Annotated in this window: 19 protein-coding genes and 2 pseudogenes; 11 read left to right on the top strand and 10 right to left on the bottom strand. The window is 59.5% G+C overall.

The genetic code is table 11. The features are described 5' to 3' along the window. Nucleotides 1–2 precede the first annotated feature (2 nt). Nucleotides 3–761: a (d)CMP kinase gene (locus VMT30_08175; GenBank protein ID HVQ44904.1), complete on the bottom strand. Its 759-nt coding sequence runs from the start codon at nt 759–761 to the stop codon at nt 3–5. Nucleotides 762–823: 62 nt separating this feature from the next. On the opposite strand from VMT30_08175, the gene murI reads away from it, so the two are divergent. Continuing rightward, nucleotides 824–1,636 carry a glutamate racemase gene (murI, locus tag VMT30_08180; protein HVQ44905.1) on the top strand — a complete coding sequence of 271 codons (813 nt, stop codon included), beginning with the start codon at nt 824–826 and terminating at the stop codon, nt 1,634–1,636. Here murI and VMT30_08185 read toward each other — a convergent pair. Together VMT30_08185 and VMT30_08190 are read right to left on the bottom strand one after the other, a co-directional pair. Beyond that, a pseudogene (locus VMT30_08185) lies at nt 1,633–1,851 on the bottom strand (transglycosylase family protein). The gene murI and the pseudogene VMT30_08185 overlap by 4 nt on opposite strands. Nucleotides 1,852–1,989: 138 nt before the next feature. Next, nucleotides 1,990–2,274: pseudogene (locus tag VMT30_08190) on the bottom strand (LysM domain-containing protein). 390 nt (nt 2,275–2,664) lie between these two features. On the opposite strand from VMT30_08190, the gene carA reads away from it, so the two are divergent. After that, nucleotides 2,665–3,762 carry a glutamine-hydrolyzing carbamoyl-phosphate synthase small subunit gene (gene carA, locus VMT30_08195; GenBank protein ID HVQ44906.1) on the top strand — a complete coding sequence of 366 codons (1,098 nt, stop codon included), beginning with the start codon at nt 2,665–2,667 and terminating at the stop codon, nt 3,760–3,762. Continuing rightward, entirely contained in the window at nt 3,759–6,941 is a 3,183-nt protein-coding gene (carB, locus tag VMT30_08200; protein ID HVQ44907.1) for a carbamoyl-phosphate synthase (glutamine-hydrolyzing) large subunit, read from the top strand. Before carA ends, carB begins: the two co-directional genes overlap by 4 nt. 184 nt (nt 6,942–7,125) lie before the next feature. Here carB and VMT30_08205 read toward each other — a convergent pair whose 3' ends face one another. From VMT30_08205 to VMT30_08220, 4 genes are read right to left on the bottom strand one after another with little or no spacing between them, the layout of a single operon-like run. Then, nucleotides 7,126–7,506, bottom strand: coding sequence for a metallopeptidase family protein (locus VMT30_08205; GenBank protein HVQ44908.1), 381 nt, complete (start codon nt 7,504–7,506; stop codon nt 7,126–7,128). Then, nucleotides 7,503–8,300 carry a metal ABC transporter permease gene (locus tag VMT30_08210; GenBank protein HVQ44909.1) on the bottom strand — a complete coding sequence of 266 codons (798 nt, stop codon included), beginning with the start codon at nt 8,298–8,300 and terminating at the stop codon, nt 7,503–7,505. The genes VMT30_08205 and VMT30_08210 overlap by 4 nt, the downstream gene beginning before the upstream one ends. Further along, nucleotides 8,293–9,090, bottom strand: a complete 798-nt coding sequence (locus tag VMT30_08215; GenBank protein ID HVQ44910.1) for a metal ABC transporter ATP-binding protein — start codon at nt 9,088–9,090, stop codon at nt 8,293–8,295. Before VMT30_08215 ends, VMT30_08210 begins: the two co-directional genes overlap by 8 nt. Beyond that, on the bottom strand, nt 9,080–9,985 hold the full coding sequence (locus VMT30_08220) for a zinc ABC transporter substrate-binding protein (protein HVQ44911.1): 906 nt from the start codon (nt 9,983–9,985) through the stop codon (nt 9,080–9,082). The genes VMT30_08215 and VMT30_08220 overlap by 11 nt, the downstream gene beginning before the upstream one ends. 65 nt (nt 9,986–10,050) lie before the next feature. Here VMT30_08220 and VMT30_08225 point away from each other — a divergent pair, with 65 nt between their 5' ends. After that, nucleotides 10,051–10,512: a Fur family transcriptional regulator gene (locus tag VMT30_08225; protein HVQ44912.1), complete on the top strand. Its 462-nt coding sequence runs from the start codon at nt 10,051–10,053 to the stop codon at nt 10,510–10,512. On the opposite strand, the gene VMT30_08230 is transcribed toward VMT30_08225, so the two are convergent. Further along, nucleotides 10,482–10,997: a GtrA family protein gene (locus VMT30_08230; GenBank protein ID HVQ44913.1), complete on the bottom strand. Its 516-nt coding sequence runs from the start codon at nt 10,995–10,997 to the stop codon at nt 10,482–10,484. The two genes, VMT30_08225 and VMT30_08230, sit on opposite strands and share 31 nt — an antisense overlap. Before the next feature lie 120 nt (nt 10,998–11,117). On the opposite strand from VMT30_08230, the gene VMT30_08235 reads away from it, so the two are divergent. The 5 genes from VMT30_08235 (at nt 11,118) to VMT30_08255 (ending at nt 16,004) form a co-directional block, all read left to right on the top strand. Continuing rightward, the gene (locus tag VMT30_08235) at nt 11,118–11,837 is read left to right on the top strand and encodes a hypothetical protein (protein HVQ44914.1); all 720 of its coding nucleotides are present in this window, start codon (nt 11,118–11,120) and stop codon (nt 11,835–11,837) included. A gap of 139 nt (nt 11,838–11,976) precedes the next feature. After that, entirely contained in the window at nt 11,977–12,747 is a 771-nt protein-coding gene (locus VMT30_08240; protein HVQ44915.1) for a Ku protein, read from the top strand. Between the two features lie 72 nt (nt 12,748–12,819). Next, a complete protein-coding gene (locus VMT30_08245) occupies nt 12,820–13,245 on the top strand; it encodes a hypothetical protein (GenBank protein HVQ44916.1) in 426 nt (141 codons plus the stop codon). Between the two features lie 17 nt (nt 13,246–13,262). Further along, on the top strand, nt 13,263–15,728 hold the full coding sequence (ligD, locus tag VMT30_08250) for a DNA ligase D (protein ID HVQ44917.1): 2,466 nt from the start codon (nt 13,263–13,265) through the stop codon (nt 15,726–15,728). 9 nt (nt 15,729–15,737) lie between these two features. After that, a complete protein-coding gene (locus VMT30_08255) occupies nt 15,738–16,004 on the top strand; it encodes a chorismate mutase (protein HVQ44918.1) in 267 nt (88 codons plus the stop codon). 128 nt (nt 16,005–16,132) lie between these two features. Here VMT30_08255 and VMT30_08260 read toward each other — a convergent pair whose 3' ends face one another. Both VMT30_08260 and VMT30_08265 read right to left on the bottom strand, forming a co-directional pair. Further along, nucleotides 16,133–16,762 carry a hypothetical protein gene (locus VMT30_08260; GenBank protein ID HVQ44919.1) on the bottom strand — a complete coding sequence of 210 codons (630 nt, stop codon included), beginning with the start codon at nt 16,760–16,762 and terminating at the stop codon, nt 16,133–16,135. Between the two features lie 217 nt (nt 16,763–16,979). Beyond that, nucleotides 16,980–17,927 carry a hypothetical protein gene (locus VMT30_08265; protein ID HVQ44920.1) on the bottom strand — a complete coding sequence of 316 codons (948 nt, stop codon included), beginning with the start codon at nt 17,925–17,927 and terminating at the stop codon, nt 16,980–16,982. 95 nt (nt 17,928–18,022) lie between these two features. Between VMT30_08265 and VMT30_08270 the strand changes: the two genes are divergently transcribed. After that, on the top strand, nt 18,023–18,901 hold the full coding sequence (locus tag VMT30_08270) for a hypothetical protein (GenBank protein HVQ44921.1): 879 nt from the start codon (nt 18,023–18,025) through the stop codon (nt 18,899–18,901). A gap of 763 nt (nt 18,902–19,664) precedes the next feature. Continuing rightward, nucleotides 19,665–20,387 carry a hypothetical protein gene (locus VMT30_08275; protein ID HVQ44922.1) on the top strand — a complete coding sequence of 241 codons (723 nt, stop codon included), beginning with the start codon at nt 19,665–19,667 and terminating at the stop codon, nt 20,385–20,387. The last annotated feature ends 89 nt before the right edge of the window (nt 20,388–20,476 follow it).

The raw sequence follows: 20,476 nt of genomic DNA on the forward strand, positions 1-20,476 counted from the left end.
CGTCACGCCGCGGGCAAATCCGCAAACACACCGCACATCAACTCATACACCTCATCGCGCAACGACTCCGGGGTGTGTTTGTCGGTCGCCAGCACCACCACGCCCTCGCCCGGATCACCCGGATGCCGCAATGCCCCGTGCTCACGCGTACGATCGCGCTCATCGCGTTCCACGATCTCTTCGAGCGTATGCTCGCGCGACCGCTGCGCCGCCACCTCGGGTGCCACCACCAGCAGCAGCTTCAGCGGCGCATCCGGCACCACGGTGTGGCCGATGTCGCGACCGTCAATCAACACAAAACCATCAAATTCGTTAATTTGCCGCCGCACCAATTCCGTCTCCCACTCGCGCACCGGCAGGTGCAATCCCGCGATCGAGGCCCCCGTGCCCACCCCCGGGCCCTTGAGCTGCTCGTCCACCTCGGCCGGCACGCCGTCGATCCACACCACACCACCATGCAGCTCAATTTGCCGCTGTCGCGCCAGCTTCAAAAACTCGTCGGCCGACATCTCGCGCACCAGCGCCAGCGCCGCATGGTTGATCTGCTCCGGCGTCATGTCGGCCCGACCCACCACCATATCGGCCGCCGCCTCCAGAGCCGCATACGCCACGGCCCGGTAAATCGACCCCGTCGACACATGCACCACCGGCACGCCCTTCGAACGCAGCAAAATCGCCAGCTCCTCGATGAGCCGGCCCTTGCCGGTGGCCGTTCCGCCATCTACGGCTACTACTTTGCGGTTGCTTAATTCAATATCCATGTCGCGCCTATTCTGACACACCCTCACCTTTATCGTCAAAACCTGGCATAATGAAACCCGTTATGAAAATCGGCATCTTCGACTCGGGCCTCGGCGGCCTCATCATCACCCACAGCCTCACCCAAGCGCTCCCCGAGTACGATTACCTCTACCTCGGCGACACCGCTCGCGTACCCTATGGCAACCGTTCCGCCCAAACCATCTACGAATTTACCCGCCAGTCCGTCGAATACCTGTTTGCCCAAGACTGCGGGCTGATTATTATTGCCTGCAACACTGCCTCGGCCGAGGCCCTACGCCGCATCCAGCGCGACTACCTGCCGACCCACTACCCTCAGCGGCGCGTGCTTGGGGTGCTCATCCCAGCTGCCGAAGCCGCCGTTGCCGCCAGCGCCGGTGGGCACATTGGCGTTATCGCCACCACCGGCACCATCACCTCCCGCGCCTTCGACCGCGAACTCCGCAAACTGCGCCCCACACTCAAAATCACTCGGCAAGCCGCACCGCTCCTCGTGCCGCTCATCGAAGACGGCGGTGCCCAGTGGGCCGAACAAGTGCTGGCGCAATATCTGGAACCATTGCGGGGCGTCGACACCCTCATTTTAGGCTGCACCCATTATCCCTATCTCAAGACTCAATTCCGCGAGCAAATGGGGGAGCACGTCACGGTCATCTCCCAAGACGAATTCATCCCCCAAAAACTCACCGAGTATCTGGGGCGCCACCGCGAGCTAGCCCACCAGCTTTCGCGCGGCGGCACCCATACATTTCAAGTTACCGACCTCACCCCGCAAGCCCACCAGCTCGGCAAGGAGCTCTACGGCGAAGCCATTTATCTCGACCTCGTAACGCTCCCCGCCGCCGACAAGCCCTAGTAGCAGGTACTAGGCCACGGGCTGCAACCGCGCCGGTCATACAGCATCTGCGCCCGCATATCCTGCTCGGCCGGGCTGGCGTCCGACGGCAGCCCTGAGCCTCCCACGCCCTGCCATGTGCCCAAGCTAAACTGATACGCACCATAATACCCGTTGCCAGTGTTAGTAGCGTAATTACCACCCGACTCACGCGCCCGTACCCGCGCCAGTATCCCGTCGGCACCAGCCGCATAATTGGCCGGCGCCACGCTGCGACGGGCCACGGGCGCTGCCACCGCCGCCGACGCCGGCGGTGGCAGCGCCACGCCTTCCGGCAGGGGCCGGTCGGGCACCGGGCCAGTCGGCACAATCAACTTCTGACCTTCATAAATCAAATCAGGGTCCTGCACATCGGGGTTGGCATTCCACAACGGTCGCCAGGTCTCCAGCTGCTCACTCGTCGCGATGATCGACAAGCTGTCACCCGCCGCCACCGTATGGGTTTTGGGTGCCGGCGGCGCTTCCACTGGCTTAGCCACCGCCGCCAAAACCACTTTGGGGCTCGGCGTCGGAGTGGCCGGCTTGCTCGGCAGCCATCCAAACGACAACGCCGCGCCAAAATTCAAAATCGTTATCGTCGCCAAAAAAGTCTGAACCATGTCTTCTTTCCCTCATTAAACACGTGGGGAAAGGCTCCTGCATATCTGCACACAGCAACCCACCGCACACAACTTCTTCACACAAAGCGGAACCCTACAGCAATTAAAAAACTCTGCAATAATGCAAAGTCATAAAAATTCACGCAACGCTACGCCGTAAGCTTTGTGATTAAGCACAAGAACAAGGTTAATACGCTTATGCTTAAAATGCTTCTGTAAAGACCTCAAAAATGGCATAAAAGCCTAGCTTTATCACAAAAAACCTGCCCTTCTTACTTTCAGTGGGTCAAAATCAAACACTACCATTACGTGGGTAGAAAGCCATCGCCGCCACGCTTTCGCCGCCAAGCCCTTGTCAGAACAAAAACAGTTTGCTAATCTGGTGGAGGCGTGAATAATCCGAAGACTACAAACCAGGTTACCAACACAAGCGGTCGTCCCGATGGGGGCGATTTTTTTGTAACCAAGCCAGGTCGGCTGGTTTTGGAGGGCGGTCAAAGCTTCGCCGGCCAGGTCCCCGACTGGCACCACGACGGCCTCTCCGGCGAAACCGTCTTCAACACTGGCATGACCGGCTATGTCGAAACCCTCACCGACCCGTCATATTCCGGCCAAATTCTAGCATTTACTTATCCGTTACTGGGCAATTACGGCGTACCCGACGCCGGCACCTGGGAAAGCCAAAAAATCCATCTGCGCGGGGTGGTCGTGAGCGAGCTCACACAGGCCTGGAGCCATGTAGGCAGCCTTAAGTCGCTCGGCGCCTGGCTGCGCGAACAAAACATCCCGTTCATCACCGGCGTCGACACCCGCGCGCTCACCAAATACCTCCGCACCCGCGGCACCATGACCGGCCTCATCACCACCGCCGACCGGCCGCGACTAGCCGGACGAGCGCCCGCCAAAGTTTCAATTGAAGCCCCCCGCATCTACAACCCCGGTAAGTCTAAAACCGTCATCGCTGTGGACTGCGGCATGAAAGAAAACATCATCCGCCACTTGGTAGGGCTGGGCCTCACGGTAAAGCGCGTGCCGCACAACTACGACTACACCGCCGACGCCTACGACGGCGTTTTCATCTCCAACGGCCCCGGCGATCCCACCGATTACCAGGAAGCCACCGCCATACTCCGGCGGGCACTAGCCGGCACCAAGCCTGTCTTCGGCATCTGCCTCGGCGCGCAGCTCATGGCGCTGGCGGCCGGTGGCTCCACCTACAAACTCCGCTTCGGCCACCGCGGCCACAACCAACCGGCCGTCACCCCCGAGGGGCGCGGCTACATCACGAGCCAAAACCACGGCTACGCGGTCGCCGAGGATTCGCTGCCGGCAGATTGGCGCGTCACCTTCCGCAATCTCAACGATAATTCGGTCGAGGGCATCGCCCACCGCCACAAACCCTTCTTCGCCGTCCAATTCCACCCCGAAGCCGCCCCCGGACCCACCGACACAGCCTGGCTGTTTGACGAATTTAGGAAGATGCTATGACACTCAAATTGCCCAAAAAAGTCCTCATTCTCGGCTCTGGCGGGCTCAAAATCGGCCAAGCCGGGGAGTTCGACTATTCCGGCTCCCAGGCCATTATGGCCTTCAAAGAAGAAGGCATCAAAACCGTTCTCATCAACCCCAACATCGCCACGGTCCAAACCGATGGCGACATGGCCGACACCGTTTATTTCCAACCTCTCACCGCCGAGATCGTCACGCGCATCATCGAAGCCGAGCGCCCCGAAGCCATCGCGCTGAGCTTCGGCGGTCAAACCGCGCTCAACCTCGGCCTGGCGCTCCACCACAGCGGCGTGCTCGCCCGTCACAACGTGCGCATCCTCGGCACCCCCATCACCGCCGTGGAAATCACCGAAGACCGCGAGAAATTCAAGCAAGCGCTGGCCGAAATCGACGTCCACACCGCTCGCAGCACCAGTGTCTACACCGTGGATGAGGCGCTGGCCGCTGCGGCCGAAATCGGCTACCCCGTGATGATGCGCGCCGGTTTTAGCCTCGGCGGCCTCGGCTCCGGCCGCGTCGCCAGCGCCGCTGAGCTCGCCTCCCGCGCCACTGAAGTCTTCCAAGCCACCAGCCAAATCCTCATCGAGGAATTCCTCGGCGGCTGGAAAGAGATTGAATACGAAGTCGTGCGCGACGCCACCGGCAACGTCATCACCGTTTGCAACATGGAAAACTTCGACCCCATGGGCATTCACACCGGCGAATCCATCGTGGTGGCGCCCAGCCAAACCCTCACCAACGCTGAATACCACGGCCTACGCGAAGTCGCCATCAAAACCATCCAACACCTCGGCATAGTGGGGGAGTGCAACATCCAATACGCCCTCGATCCCGCCACCAGCGACTACCGCGTCATCGAAGTGAACGCCCGGCTGAGCCGCTCCAGCGCCCTGGCCTCCAAGGCCACCGGCTACCCGCTCGCGTTCGTAGCCGCCAAACTCATGCTCGGCCACACCTTGCCCGAATTAAAAAATGCCGCCACCGGCTCCACCAGCGCCTTCTTCGAACCCGCCCTCGATTACCTGGCTGTCAAAATGCCCCGCTGGGACCTCACCAAACTCGGCTCCTCCGACCGCAGCATCGGCTCCGAAATGAAAAGCGTGGGCGAAGTCATGGCGCTGGGCCGATCGTTTACCGAAGCCCTCCAAAAAGCCGTGCGCATGACCAACACCGGCGCCTCCGGCCTGAGCGACCATCCGTACGATTTTGCCCATCCCGAAGCCGAAATCGGCCAAGCCACCGACCACCGGCTCTACGCCCTCTACGACTACCTCAAACAATCCGGCACCGTCGCCGACGCCCACAAACGCACCGGCATCGATCCCTGGTTCCTCAGTCAACTCGTGCGCATCGCCGATATCGAGCACCAGCTCACGAGCTCCAGACTCACCCCCGAGCTCATGCGCCGCGCCAAGCAAAACGGCTTCGCCGACATTACCATCGCCGGTCTCACCAGCACCACCGAAGACACCATTCGCGCCCGCCGGCTCGCCTCCGGCATCAAGCCCGTCATCAAGCAAATCGACACCCTTGCCGGCGAGTTCGATGCCACCACCAATTACCTCTACACCACCTACCACGGCGATCAAAACGACGTCGATCCCATCGGCGCCCGCCCCGCCATCGTGCTCGGCTCGGGCCCGTACTGCATCGGCTCCTCCGTCGAATTCGACTGGTGCGCCGTGGGCGTCGCCGCCACGCTCCGCCGCAGTGGCCGCCGCACCATCATCGTCAACTCCAACCCCGAAACCGTCTCCACCGACTTCAACCGCTCGGACCGCCTCTACTTCGAGGAACTCACGCTCGAACGCCTGCGCGACATCGCCGACTTCGAAGCCCCCGCCAACTTCGTGATCTCCGTCGGCGGCCAAATCGCCAATAACCTCGCCGTACCGCTGGCGGACGCCGGCTACACCATCCTCGGCACCCCCGCCGCCTCCATCGACCAGGCCGAAAACCGCCGCCATTTCTCGAGCATGCTCGGACGCCTCGGCATCGACCAACCCGAATGGGACGAAGTCACCACCCTGGCCAAGGCCCAAGCCTTTGCCCGCAAGGTCGGTTACCCCGTGCTCATCCGGCCCTCGTACGTGCTCTCGGGCGGCGCCATGAGCGTGGTTACCACCCCCGAAGAGCTCGCCGGCTACCTCGCCCGCGCCACCAAGCTCTCGCCCGACCACCCCGTGGTCATCTCGCGCTTCATCGAAGGCGCCAAAGAACTCGAAATCGACGGCGTAGCCGACCACGGCACCATCGTCATCTCCGCCATCTCCGAGCACATCGAAAACGCCGGCGTTCACTCCGGCGACGCCACCGTAGTACTGCCGCCCCAGCGGCTCTACCTCGAAACCATCCGCCGCGCCAAAAAAATCACCGCGCGCATCATCAGCGAGCTCGACGTCACCGGCCCCTTCAACATCCAATTTATCGCCAAGGACAATGACCTCAAAGTCATCGAAACCAATGTTCGCGCCAGCCGCAGCTTCCCGTTCGTCAGCAAGGTCACCGGCCACAATTTCATCACGATTGCCACCCAAGTCATGTTGGGCACATACAAACCCGAGCACTACGAAACCCTCGAGCTCGATTACGTCGGCGTCAAAAGCCCTCAATTTTCCTACAACCGTCTCAAAGGCGCCGATCCCGTGGCCGGCGTCGAAATGGCCTCCACCGGCGAAGTCGCCAGCATCGGCCGCAACCTGCTGGAAGCCTTCTACGCTTCGTGGCTCTCCACCGACCAACCGCTCATCGGCAAACACATCTACATCAGCGTACCCGACGATCAAAAACCCAAAATCGTCGAAGCTGCTGCCGGCGTCGTCGCAGCCGGGTGGACGATTTTTTCCACCCTCGGTACCCACGACTATCTCGCCGCCCACGGCATCGCCTCCACGCCGCTCTACAAACTCCGCGAGCGCAAAGCCCCCACCGCCCAAACCGCCATCGCCGCCCACGACCTCAACCTCATGGTCAACGTACCCTCGAGCACCAATGACGACACCGACGCCGCCGAAATCCGCCGGCTAGCCATCGACAATCACATCCCGCTCGTCACCAACGCCGAAATTGGCGTGGTGCTCCTACGCGCACTCGGCGAAATCAAGCTCAGCGAAATACCGATCACATCGTGGCAGGAGTATGTGCAACCCGAGGCGTAACCGGGACGAACACGCTCGAACTAATCTTTCCGATTCACCCCATCATGCGACTATTCCACTTTCTGGAACAGTCGCACAATATTAAAATATTTTGGCTTTATAAAAGCATAATCCAACTATGCCTGAGCTACTATTCCGAAAATGGAATAGTGCACACACCCGCACCCAAAATGCCCACCACGTCCTACTCCTCCAATGCTCGAATCTGCCCATGATCCAGCCCAAAATAGTGCGCCACCTCGTGCCACACCGTCTGTCGCACATCCCGCCGCAATCCCTCCACATCATGCGCCATCGCCAGATGCGGCCCGCGAAACACCGTAATCACATCCGGCAGCACGCCACTATAGCCGTCGCCGCGACGGGGGAGGGGAATGCCTTCATACAAGCCCAAAAGCGTCATCCCGCGCCGATGCAGCCGCAGATTCACCCCCAGCTGCTCGCGCGTCGGCTCGTCGGCCACCATAAACGCCACATTGTTCAAATGCTTCGCAAACCGCTCCGGAATCGCCGTCACCGCCTCTTGTACCAAGGCGTAAAACGCCTCGTCGCTCACGCCTATCATCGGCGCCCGAGCACGCGGCTCAACACATAAATCACAAAGCTAATGCTCGTCACAAACACGCTCGGCTTCACCGTGCCCACCGCCAAACTCGCCAACACTCCGCCGGCCGCCGCCGTCACCGCAAACGCCACCGACAATGCCGTCACCACCGCCGGCCGCGCACTCAGCCGACTCGCCGCGGCCGCCGGTGCAATCGCCAGGCTCAGCACCAGCAGCGTACCCACCACCTGCGCCGCCGCCGTTACCGTGATCGCCAGCACAAACAAAAAACCCAATCCGAGCGCCGCCACCGGCACCCCCCGCGCCGCCGCCACCTCCGGATCCACCGACGCAAACAACAACGGCCGGTACAACCAGCTCATCGCGAGCATTACCCCCACACTAATCGCCACCAGTGTCGCCAGTTGCACCCCGCTCACCCCAAAAATATCGCCAAACAAAATATTGGTAGCTTGGGTGGCAAAACCATGATAAAAGCTCAAAAATAGCACCCCCAAGCCCAAACCAAACGCCAGCACCACCCCAATCGCCGAATCGCGCTCGCGCTCACGCACCCCCAGCGTACCGATCACCCCCGCCACCACCAGCGATCCCGCCAGCGCCCCGGCCAAGGGGCTCACGCCCAGCAGCAACCCCGCCGCCGCACCCGTAAACGCCAGCTCGCTCGTGCCATGCACCGCAAACGCCATCCCGCGCGTGATCACAAACGGGCCAATCAAGCCGCAAATCACCGCCACGAGCGACGCCGCCAGCAAGGCATGCTGGGCAAATGGCTGCATCAAGTAATCAATCATGATGCCCTCCCGTCTCGCTGCCCGCCACCACCACCAAGCGACCCCGCACGTTCACCACATCCACTGGCGCGCCATAAAGCTCCGTCAGCCGCTCGGTCGTCAGCACCTCCTTAGGCGTCCCGATGGCCCAGCGGCCGTTCACCAAATACAACACCCGGTCCACCGACGCCAAAATCGGGTTGATCTCGTGCGTCACAAACAGCACCGCCGTATTCGCCTCGCGCCGCCGTCGATCAATCAGCGCCGTCACTGCCTGCTGATGCGACAGGTCCAGCGACAACAGCGGCTCGTCGCACAGCAGCACCTGCGGATCGCCAACGAGCGCCTGCGCAATCCGCAATCGCTGCTGCTCGCCACCAGAAAGCCGCCCCATCGGCCCATCCGCAAAATGCTCAGCGCCCACCTCGGCTAGAGCCCGGTTCACCAGCTCATCCTCGCGCGCACTCCGCCTCCAGCCAAACCGGCCGCCATCGAGCCCAAACCGCACAATGTCACGCCCCCGTACCGGCAAATCCGCGTCAAAACTGCGTTGCTGCGGCACATACCCGCACAACCCCCGGCTCCGTACCGGCATCTCGCCGGCCACCTCTACGCGTCCCTTCGTGAGCGGCACCAGACCCAGCAACACCTTGAGCAAGCTAGTCTTGCCCGTGCCGTTAGGACCCAGCACCGCCACAAATTCACCCGGCTCCACTTGCAAGTCGAGCCCCCCCCACAACCGCCGTCCGCCCAGAGTAAGCGTTGCGCCAGATAGCCGAATTGCCGAGGAATTAGAAGGATTAGTTGCCACTGAGTCCAGTATACAATGCCTTTGCCTGATCAAGTTGCCAGGTCTGAAAATCCTTGCCCGCCGGCAATGTTTCGGTCACGCCAATCACCGACACCCCATTCTTTTGAGCCAAAGCCTTCACCCGTTCGGTTACCGGGCTCGTAGCTTGCGAGTTGTAAAGCAGCACCTTAATGGCATGGCCGGTAATGAGCGACTCCATCCCCGCCGTGTCAGCCGGGCTCGGATCATTGCCTTCTTCAATCGCCTGCGAAAACCCAGCCGGCGTTTTAACGCTCAGACCGGCACTGAGCAGCAAATACGCCGGAACCGGCTCAGTATAGGCCACCCCAACCCCCGCATAATCCGCCTTAATCCGACCAACCTCATCGTGCAGCGACCGCAGACTAATCATAAACGCCGCCAGATTCGTCTCATAGACACTCCGATGTGCATCGTCTCGCCCCGCCAATGCCTGCTCAATCGCCTGCGCTACCACCTCAACTTTCGCGGTGTCGTACCACAAATGCGGATTAGCTCCCTCCGCCGTATTGGTCACCGCGGCCGCCTTCACCACCACTCGGTGGTCGTTGCGCGAGCCCGCCACCAGTTTATCCATGAAGTCGTCGTACCCCACGCCATTGACGATCACCACATCGGCCGAGCCCACCACCGCCGCATTCTGCGCACTCGATTCGTACAAATGTGGATCAGCCTGCGGGTCAGAAATAATCGAAGTTACAACCACCTGCGAACCACCAATTTGCCGCGCAATATCACCCCAAAAATTTTCCGCCGCCACCACCTTGAGTTTCCCCGAACCCGTCACCCCACTACGATCACGCACCGCCAGCGCCGCCAAAAGCACGCCGCCCACTACTACCGCTACCAAAATTACATAGACAGATTTTTTATTCATGCGCTCAGCATAGCGAAAACCGGTATCTGTTGCAAAATAATTGCATATGCAATAACATCTAGGCTATGAACCAACAACCAGCCCCCGACGCCGCCTTCCTGGCCCACCTCAAAAGCGCCGGCGAGCGCGTCACCACCCCCCGGCTCACCATCTTTCGCCTGCTCGCGCGGCACAGCCCGCTGCCCATGCGCAAGCTCGCCGACCGCGCCGCCGGCGACGGCGTCGACAGCGTAACCGTCTATCGCACCATTGCGCTCTTTACGCGGCTGGGCTTCGTACGCGAAATCGGCATGGGCAGGCACCGCCTGCTAGAACTCAGCGACGACTTCGGCGAACACCACCATCACTTTTGGTGCAGCCAGTGCGGCGCCGTCACCGATTTCGACAATCCCGAACTCGAACAAGCCATTCATGCCGCTTCCCAAGCCCTCGGGCTTACCGTGCAAGCTCACCAGCTCGAAATTACCGGCCTCTGCGCCGCCTGCAGCCGACTAGCTCAATCCTCGCGAAACGCCCACAACTTATAGAGCGTAAAATTCCAGATCGCGCTGCCCACCACGCCCATACCAAACGCTACCGTCTTGATCACAAATTCCCGCGTGAGCACACCGGGCACTAAGCCCACCAGCCCGAGCGCCCGAGCAGCGTCAAACCAAAAACTGCTAAATGTCAGCCCCGCCGCCGTTGCCGAAAACACAAACACCAGGCCCGGCTGAATCGCCCAAATCGACACCAGCGTCGCGGTCAAAAAGCGCACCCCCGACTTACCGATCCCCGCTTTACTGCGAAACACCCACCGCCGGTTCCAATAAAAACTATTAATCATCGCCACGCTGCCGGAGAAAAACTTCACCATAAACACCCGGTCGAGCGGCACATTGAGTAATTTCGTCACCGCCAGGTAGAGGGTGTAGTCGATGAGCGTATTCGAAATACCCACCAACCCAAATTTGGCGCTTTGTTTGACGAGGTTGGGCCCAGACTTGACAACCGGCTTCTTGGTACCTGACATAACCCAAGCATAACCACTTTAAACCGAAAAATCCACCAAAAATGGAGTTAGCGACCTCGCCCGCGTATAATAACCTCCGCGGGAGAACCCCCGCTCTCAAACCCACCAAGGACGGACCGAATGGATCCAGCTCCAACCGCCCTCAAGCCCATCGAAGACTTGCCCCGCATCCTCGGCTTCGAGGAAGACGAAACCCTGCGGCACGTCCGCGAACAAACCGTAGCCGCCATCAGGACCGGACGGACGGCCACTATCCACGAAGCCTGGAGGAGGTATTTCGAAGCTTCGGACCCTCGGGTGGAGGCCCCAGACGCCCATGAGACCAACCGCGCCCGCACCGGTCGCATCATCGCTCAGGCACTCATGTACCGCGAAGCCGGCGAACCCGTCGAATACCTGATCCAGCTCATGTACGCCGACTACGCGGCCAGCAGCAGAGGCTGGGACGATGTCCAGCCCGAGCTCGACGCCGCACTCGAAGACCGGACAGCCGAATACCACCAGGCACGTGGAAAGTTCCATGCAGCCTTCGCGGGAGCCACCGACGATCCCGCCGTCTGGTACGAATCCGCCATCAGACCCTACACCGAAGCCGAGCACGCATCCGACCCCAGTGATCCCCGCGTCCAAGGCCTCTTGAGTCTCCGCCTGGCAGAGTGCTATCTAGCCTTGCTCGAGCTCGGCCAGGACAGCGCCGAGACCCTCCAGCACGGCATCTTCAGTTCCCTCCAAACCGCGGCCCAATACCTGGGCCCAGAACCCGAGGTTGCCAAAGTAACCAGCCTCATGGATGAACTCAGCCCGCAACCATGGTGGCAATCCCTCGTGGCGGGCTCGTAGGCCCACCACTTAAGGCCCCGGCAGGAGAGCCCCCGGACTCTCGTGCCGGGGCTCACTGCTTTTTGATGCCTTGTGCGATATCCCTAATGCATCGCCGCCCCATTTTCGCTAAGCTGTATCCAACAACAAGGACCAAGCCATGCGCGCCATCTGGACCGGCTCTATCTCATTTGGACTCATCAATATTCCCGTCAAATTATACTCGGCCGCCGAGTCCCGCGACGGCATCGACCTACGCATGCTCCACAAACAAGATGAAGCCCCCATCCGCTACGCCAAATTCTGCACCAAAGAAAATATCGAGGTTCCGTACGAAGACATCGTCAAAGCCTACGAATATGATGATGGCCGGTTTGTAGTGCTCAGCGATGAGGATTTCAGCGCCGCCGAGGGTGAAAAAACCGCCACCGTCGATATCGAAGAATTCACCAGCGAAGCTCAAATCGACGTCCGCTATCTCGAGCGCCCCTACTACCTCGAGCCCTCCAAGGGCGGCGAAAAAGCCTACGCCCTCCTGCGCGAATCGCTCGCCCAAGCCGGCAAAATCGCCGTGGCCCGCTTCGTGCTTCGCCAACGCGAACATCTAGCCGCCATCAAACCAGTCGGGAAGATGCTGGTGCTTAATCAAATGCGTTTCCCCACCGACCTGCGTACCCCCGGCGGCCTCAAGCTGCCGCCAAAGGACCTCGCGGGACCCGCCGAGCTCAAAATGGCCGGCACGCTCATCGACCAGCTCACCAAGCCCTTCATCGCCGAAGACTTCCACGACACCTACACCGAAGAGCTCGAGGAGCGCATCGAAGCCAAGGTCAAACACCAACCTGCTCCCAAGATTAAAGCTGCCGACACCGCACCCGTCAAAGACCTCATGGCCGCACTCAAAGCCAGCCTCGAAGAGGCCAAAAAATAAGATTTACTTTCGGTTTTAGTTCGGTATAATACCTTGGCACAACCGTTATACTGATAATCAAGGATACTCACCATGCCCACAGTAGATTTCACCCTCCAAGACATTCGAACCTCTCTGTTACCAGAGATTCAAACTATTATCGATGAATCAATCGACACACGATTCAAGCAGTTTGAACAATCATACGAATCCGACATAGCCGCCATCCAGCAAGATTTCCTTGCCATCTATACTAGGTTCGATGGAATCGACGCCAGGTTCGACGGTGTGGATGCCAGACTCGATGGTATAGACGCCAGATTTGACGGCGTGGACGCCAGACTCGACGGAATGGACTCCCGACTCGACGGAATAGATGCGCGATTCGACCATCTCGAAACCGACCTCAAGGACGTCAAAAAAGACGTCCGCTATATCAAGCACCATATGACCGACCTCGACAAGCTCGCCGGTCAGCACTCGCGCGACATCATGAAGCTCCGCGCCCGCGCCGCCTAAGCCAGGAGCCACCCGGCATGCCCCTCAAGGATTACCACGCCAAGCGCAAATTCGACCAAACCCCCGAGCCCACCGGGGGATCAGGGGAGGGACCGCTACGATTTGTAGTCCAAAAACACCACGCCACCGCCCTGCATTACGATTTTCGGCTCGAAATGGGCGGCGTGCTCAAATCTTGGGCCGTCCCCAAAGGACCATCACTCAACCCCCAAGACAAGCGCCTCGCCATGATGACCGAAGACCATCCCTACGACTACCGCACCTTCGAGGGCGTCATTCCCGAGGGCAACTACGGCGCCGGTCCCGTCATCGTCTGGGACGAGGGCACCTATGAGCCGCTCTTTGCCACCGGCGACCGCGACGCCGACGACAAACTTGCCCGAGCCGGCGTCCACAAAGAGCACCTCACCTTCATCCTGCACGGCCAAAAACTAAACGGCGAATTCGCGCTCATCAAAATGCACGGCAACGCCGATGAAAACGCCTGGCTAATCGTCAAGGCCCACAAAGACAAATTTGTCTCCGCCAGCGACATCACGGCCCAAAACCGCTCAGTCGTCACAAACCGCACTATCGAAGAGACCGCCGCCGGCAAACCCATCACCAAACTCCACCTTGGCGAACTAACCACGGCGCCCAAAGCGCCCCTGCCAAACACCTTCGAGCCCATGCTCGCCACCCTCGCCGAGCATCCATTCGACGACCCCGCTTGGATCTACGAGATCAAATGGGACGGCTACCGCATTATGGCCGAGCTGGGAGCCGGCGGCGTCACGCTGCACACGCGCGGCGGCCAGGATTATACCCAGCGCTTCAAAATCATCGCCGACGAATTGCACCACCTACGCGTCCCGGCGCTCATCGACGGTGAAATCACTGTGGTCGACCCAGACGGCCGCTCCAGCTTCCAGGCGCTCCAAAATTACCTGCGCACGGGCCAGGGCCGGCTCCTTTATTACGCCTTTGACCTGCTCCACCTCGCCGGACACGACCTCACAAATTTACCTTTGGCAAGCCGCAAAGCCCTGCTGCGCCGAATACTGCCCCCGGGCCCGCATCTGCGCTACAGCGACCATATTGCCGAGCAAGGCACGGCGATGCTGGCGCACATCAAAGAGCAGGGGATGGAAGGCATAATCGCCAAACGCGCCGACAGCCTCTACCGCTTCGGCCACCGCAGCCGCGATTGGCTCAAGCTCAAAACCAAACACCGCCAAGAAGCCGTCATCGTGGGCTATACCGCCCCGCGCGCTGGCCGCCACCATTTTGGCGCGCTGGTGCTCGGCATCTACGACCACCAGCGGCTCGTCTACGCCGGCCACACCGGCTCGGGCTTCACCGACGCATCGCTGCAGAGCCTCCACGAACAGCTCCAGCCGCTCGTCACCACCCAGTGCCCCATCGACCCGGCGCCCCAAACCAACGAACCCGCCACCTGGGTGCGCCCCAAACTCGTTGCCGAAGTTGAATTTACTGAATGGACCGAAGACGGCTCCATGCGCCACCCCATTTTTGGAGGCCTGCGCGAAGACAAGCCCGCCGCCGAGGTGCACAGAGAACAAGCCATCAACGAGGAACCCACCGTGACCAACGAAACCACACTCAAGCTCAACGGACACACCGTCCCCATCACCCATCGCGACAAACTGTATTGGCCCGAGGACGGCATCACCAAAGGTCAGCTCATTGAATACTACCGCGCGATCGCCCCCACCATATTGCCCTACCTCACAGACCGCCCCGAGTCGCTCAACCGCTTCCCGCACGGCATCCACGGCGACAGCTTTTACCAAAAAGACCTCGAAGACCACCCCGCCTGGGCCAAAACCACCCTGATTCATTCCGAATCCGCCAACAAAGATATCAATTATTTACTGTGCCAAAATGAGGCCACGCTCATCTACATGGCCAACCTCGGCTGCATCGACCTCAACCCCTGGAATTCGCGTTTGAAGCACCTCGACAACCCCGACTGGTGCGTCATCGACCTCGACCCCGAGGACATCGGCTTCGAAGCCGTCATCGAAACCGCTAGAGCCGTAAAATCTGTGCTTGATAAAGCCAAAATTCCCTGCTATCCCAAAACTTCCGGCGCCACCGGCATTCACATCTACATTCCCATGGGCGCAAAGTACCCCTATGAACAGGTCAAAGATTTCGCGCACATCATCGCACGGCTCGTAAACGCACAAGTACCCAAACTCACCAGCGTCGAGCGCAACCCAGCCAAACGCCAGCACAAAGTCTACCTCGATTACCTCCAAAACCGCCACGGCCAAACGCTGGCCGCTCCCTACTCGGTTCGGCCCCGACCCGGCGCACCCGTCTCTACACCCCTGCGCTGGGACGAGGTTAAGCCCGGCCTCCAGCCCACCGACCACACCATCCACACCACCACCAAGCGCCTCGAAGCCGTTGGCGACCTGTGGGCACCAGTGCTGGGCCCCGGCATTGATCTCGCCGCAGCCTTGGGGAGACTCTAACCACACCCCATGGAAGCATACCGCACCCAAATCGACGCCCTCGACCGCCAGATTATCGCCCTGCTTGGCCAACGCTTCGCTGTCACAAAGCAGGTGGGGGAGTACAAACAAATCCATCACCTGCCCATACTCGATGCCGACCGCGAAACAGCCCTCCAGGAGCGCCTGCGAACCCTCGCCATAGACGCCCACCTCGACCCGGAATTATGCCTTGTCCTCTACGAAATCATCCTCAGGCACTCCCGAACCCAACAAGCCTTGCCAAAACATATCTAAGTCACTCGCCGGCGGACTCATGCTGGTACTCAGCTCGGCCAAGCCGAACCCAAAGACGAGCCGGCACTATAGCAGCAAAACGCCCGGCTTAACAAAAGCACGGGCGTTTTGAACGAAAGATACGGGAGCTAGAAGTAGGTCAGGTTAGCATCTACCGTCGTGTCGTCAAGCCGGAAGTTAAGACCACTGGCGTGATTCTTCACTTGAGCCCTCACAAAGTAGGTACACACAGCCTCCCGAGTGTTGGGCGAGCAGCGCAAGTAAGCCGTACGCGTGAAAGCGTTGCTTTCCCAGGCGTTCGGATCCACCTGGCTGTTGGACCACGCAAACGAGTCAGGCTCGGGCGCGCTTGGCTGGCCCTCGGCCCCATTAATCAGCACCCGACCCTCGCACCACTGATTGTTCGCCGCCGCCGAGTTGGTACACGTCACCTCGCCGTCCACCTTCACTACCGCCAACGCCGACTTACCGCGCGGCACCGTTACCGTAAACGAACCACACTGCAAATTCACCCAATCCGTCGTGGTGTAAGCAGTCGGCGTGTTATTCGTATACGCCCGGCGCTGAACCGCCGCATTCGTAGCCGAGAAGAACCGACAGTCCGGATTGGCCGCCGCCACCGCCGCTGCGTCCAACTTCTTAAACCCATCTTGCGCACTCTGCGCCTGCGTTTCCGCCAGCACCGGCCCGCCTCCGAGCACCAACAGGCCGGCCAGGCCAACACCCGCCACCAGCTTCCTTTTAAGCGTGAATTTCATAAACACTCCTTTTAATTGTGTCATCCCCTAAAACATCGTGAGCTCAACGACTCGACCATAATGGGCTTGCCCGAGGGATTCAGCCACTCACAGAAACGAAAACTTTCTCATCCAAAAATCAATAATTATTAGAGATAAGCACAAGAATTAAGAGCACCACAACCCCCGCTATACATGGAAAATATTAAAAAATCCCTAACTCGGCTACATTTGCCGCTTATTCAGAATCCCCACCACTCGCACGCCGAATCAAATCAAGCCCACGCTTAAAATCGTCACCCGTATCCTCGTAAGAAAGGTCTCTCAAATTCCGATAAAGCCCTGGTGAAACCCTCTCGATGCGATAAGCCACCTCACGCAACCCATCGACGTTATTGCGGGCCCGATACAAGGCGGGGATTATCTCGGGGTCTTTGGCGTTGAGCAATTCAAACCCATATCCCGCCAGAGCGCTCGAACCATAAGCAATGGCCCCATTAGGCGCTTTGGCAATGTACTTACCTGGAATTTGGCCTAAATCCGTATCCATGAAACCATCAATGCCGGAAAAACCATGGGGGAGACCCAGCTCATTTTGGATATAATCCATCTCCACAACGGCGCCAAAAGCCTCCTCGATAAAACCGCCTTGGCCGGCCACATTATGCCCCTGACGAAGCGGTTGGAATAATTCAGTACCATCTTCTGTTTTGAGCAGGGCCATGTCGTAGTATTTCCCACTACTATGCGACTTCTCATGAACCAGAGTCGCTTCAGAAAACCCCGGCCCATTGGCGGCCTCCATCGCAGGATCGCGAACAACAAAGGTCAACCCTACCTCGTGCAAATATCCCCCAATAAAACTATCTTTTTCTGCCACATTATTAGAAATACCGTTAGCCGCTAAGACTCGCCGAAACTCCGGAACGTCTTCGGGCGTCAACAGAATATGAGGCCTAACTGCCAGGCCCTTCTTCGCAAAATACGAAGCGACCCGAGCGACGTCGATGCCTTCTTCGCGCGAAGGCGTCGCCTCCATAAGACGCTGTCGAGCCTCAGCCCAGTAAGCTAAAAAGGCTTCATCATCTGATTCCTCCGCGTTCGCACGAACCAGATCGCCGCTCTTTCCGGCCTTAAAACGCATCAGATTAGGCTCTTGATCGGGATGAAAGGGGAGTTCCGCCATACCAATTAAATTACAGCAAACGGCTCTTAGCGAAAAGGGCCTCAGGCTCGGGTCGAGGGACTTCCTTTTAAAACCGCGTCTCCTATACTAATTCCATGAACCGCGCCTACCCAAACTCCATTCTCAAACTCATCTGGCGCCTACTCCTACCCGTACGCGCTTGTTTCTGGGTCCGAAACTGGATCCGCTGGGCCCGCACCAAATTTCCCGACCCGCCCAAAGACATGGAGGTAGCCGCGCGTCTCCAAACATTCATCATCGTGACGCTCTTCTTCATCGCCTACGCCTTCTACCGCTCAAACCAGATCACCAGCTTCACCGACCTGGCCAATAACTTTCTCCTCAGCCTCAGTGCCGCCTCGGTAGGCAACACCGCCGTCTTTGTACTGGGGGTTTTCGTGATTTACGCCTACCTCATGGGCGTCCCGGCCCGCCAACTCTGGGCCCCCGTCGCCTGCATCGCGCTGCCGCTCGGCATTTTGCTCAGCTTGTTCACCTTTCAATACACTCGCTGGGACATGGCGCCAATCACGAGTCTCAGTGGTAACGACGCGATATTGTCGCTCATCACCGGCTGTATGCTCCTTTTTGCCACCGGCGGCTTCGTCTACACGCTCCATCGAGCCGTTAAAGCCCGCTTCAACGCCTACCTCATGCACCCCGCGCTCACACCGCTCATCGAGCTAGCCCTCACTGCCAAAGCCCTCGCCATCGTCCTCGAAGGCCAAGCCACCTTCCCGTCGCTGCCTTTCGTTTCCGGCCGTCTGCTCATCGTCGCCCTACCAGCCACCATGGTAGTTTATTACCTATACAAAGCCCTCATCGGCGAACGAACCTACTTGCGTCAACATCAAGCCGATCCGTCCGCCCGCATCCACGCCTACCGCTTTGCCCTGGCCATCATTCTCCTCATTGTCGTGCTCGTCTTCTTCCCCTCCGGCCTGGCCAACTCCGACTTTTTCCGGCCCCATTAATCCAAGAACGCATACAACCCGTCCCTTGAAACACAAGCCTCAGATAAGTAAACTGCCATACATGCTTACCGTCCGGTAAGCTACGTAGACGAGCCAAAGGGGCTAAGGTGGGAACAGGTACGGCCCAGCGGCCAAGAGTGGGCGCCGTTCGCGGTACTCTAACTCTCCTCGCGCTAGCACTTGGAGTCGGAGCAATGGTTCTTGGCATACATCCGACTGGCGATCGCAACCCGAAAATAAGACTATCGACCACAACGCCACGCACTATCGAGATGCGGGCGCGCTGGTCGCCGGATGACCTACCCGAGGACAGGGTAGGTGAGCTGACAATTTCGTGGCGGCTGGGCGAAGGACATGATTCGGGCCCACTCCAGCCATCGGATGTGAAGACCGTGCATGACGCTGGCCGCGAATACCGCTCCTGGTCACACAAGCGCCAACTAGGAGTACCGAACATCGCTTACAACGGGGAGTTCGCCAGCATTGAAGCCGAGGCCAAGAACAACCAGGTACATCTAAGGGTCTCGATCGTTATTTCTCTGCCTGAGTTCGGATCTGGAAACGAAGGTGACGGACACGCTTACTGCCAATATCCCTAAGACCCAGCCGGCTCAACTACTGCTCCGCGTACCGGCCCGTTCGGCGCGCGGAGCAGATTGCCGCTTCAGTGAGCTAACCTAACCGAGCCGATTATTGATGAACCTATGAAATTATAGTAAAGTATTAAATCGGTTGCACGCCCCCACTCACTAGGTGGTACACCATGTACATCGGGAGCGACGGTCCTCGTCGCCTGCTCAACATCACGCCGACCCAGCCGCTGTCAGGCGAGCCGGCCCTCGACCTGCTCACCCACTACCTCGTCCATGTCCTAGGCACTGCCACCGCCGGTCTCGTGATTGCCGAAGCAGGCTACCACGAGTTCAAGCCGGGCGCCACCGCCGCTGAGCAAACCTGCGCTTGCGGAGTCACCGCACCTGAGTTCGAATACTATGTGCAGGATCCGGGGCTGTACGGCCACATCTTGCCCTCCCTAACGCTCCACTATCTGGTCTGGCATCGAGCAGAAGTCCCGGGGCACCACCTCAGACTCCTTCGGCAAGCCGCCACCGACAGCTTCATGAGCAGCATCGGCCAGCGACCGCCGGCGCTCGCCGTCCAGCGCGACGAGGCTATCACGATCGTTCGCAAGACGCAGGAGTACCTGCACCTCCAAGGAAACCCGGCCAAGCTGACCGCCGCGCTTGCCACCGCGCTGACCGAAGTGGGCTACCAGCAAGTGGGATGGCGCCACACGTGCCCACTACAAGACGCCACCACGGCGATCGTCGCCGCCTACGCGAAGCTCCACCCCGATATCGACACGGACTGTGTCGACAGCACCGCCCTGGCGCATATAGGCGAGTGGGCCGCTCAGCCCAATCGGTCGCTCGCCGAAGTCAAGCGCATCCTCAAGGGCGCCATCCAGCATCTCAGCAATCCCTGAGTACCCGCAACCTCATGCCCTGCCAGGGCTGGAGCGATTAACGCCCCGTCATCTTGGCAGGGCGTTACTCGTTAATGAACAAAGCCGTT

The organism is Candidatus Saccharimonadia bacterium (assembly GCA_035544015.1).
Lineage (GTDB): Bacteria > Patescibacteriota > Saccharimonadia > UBA4664 > UBA4664 > UBA5169.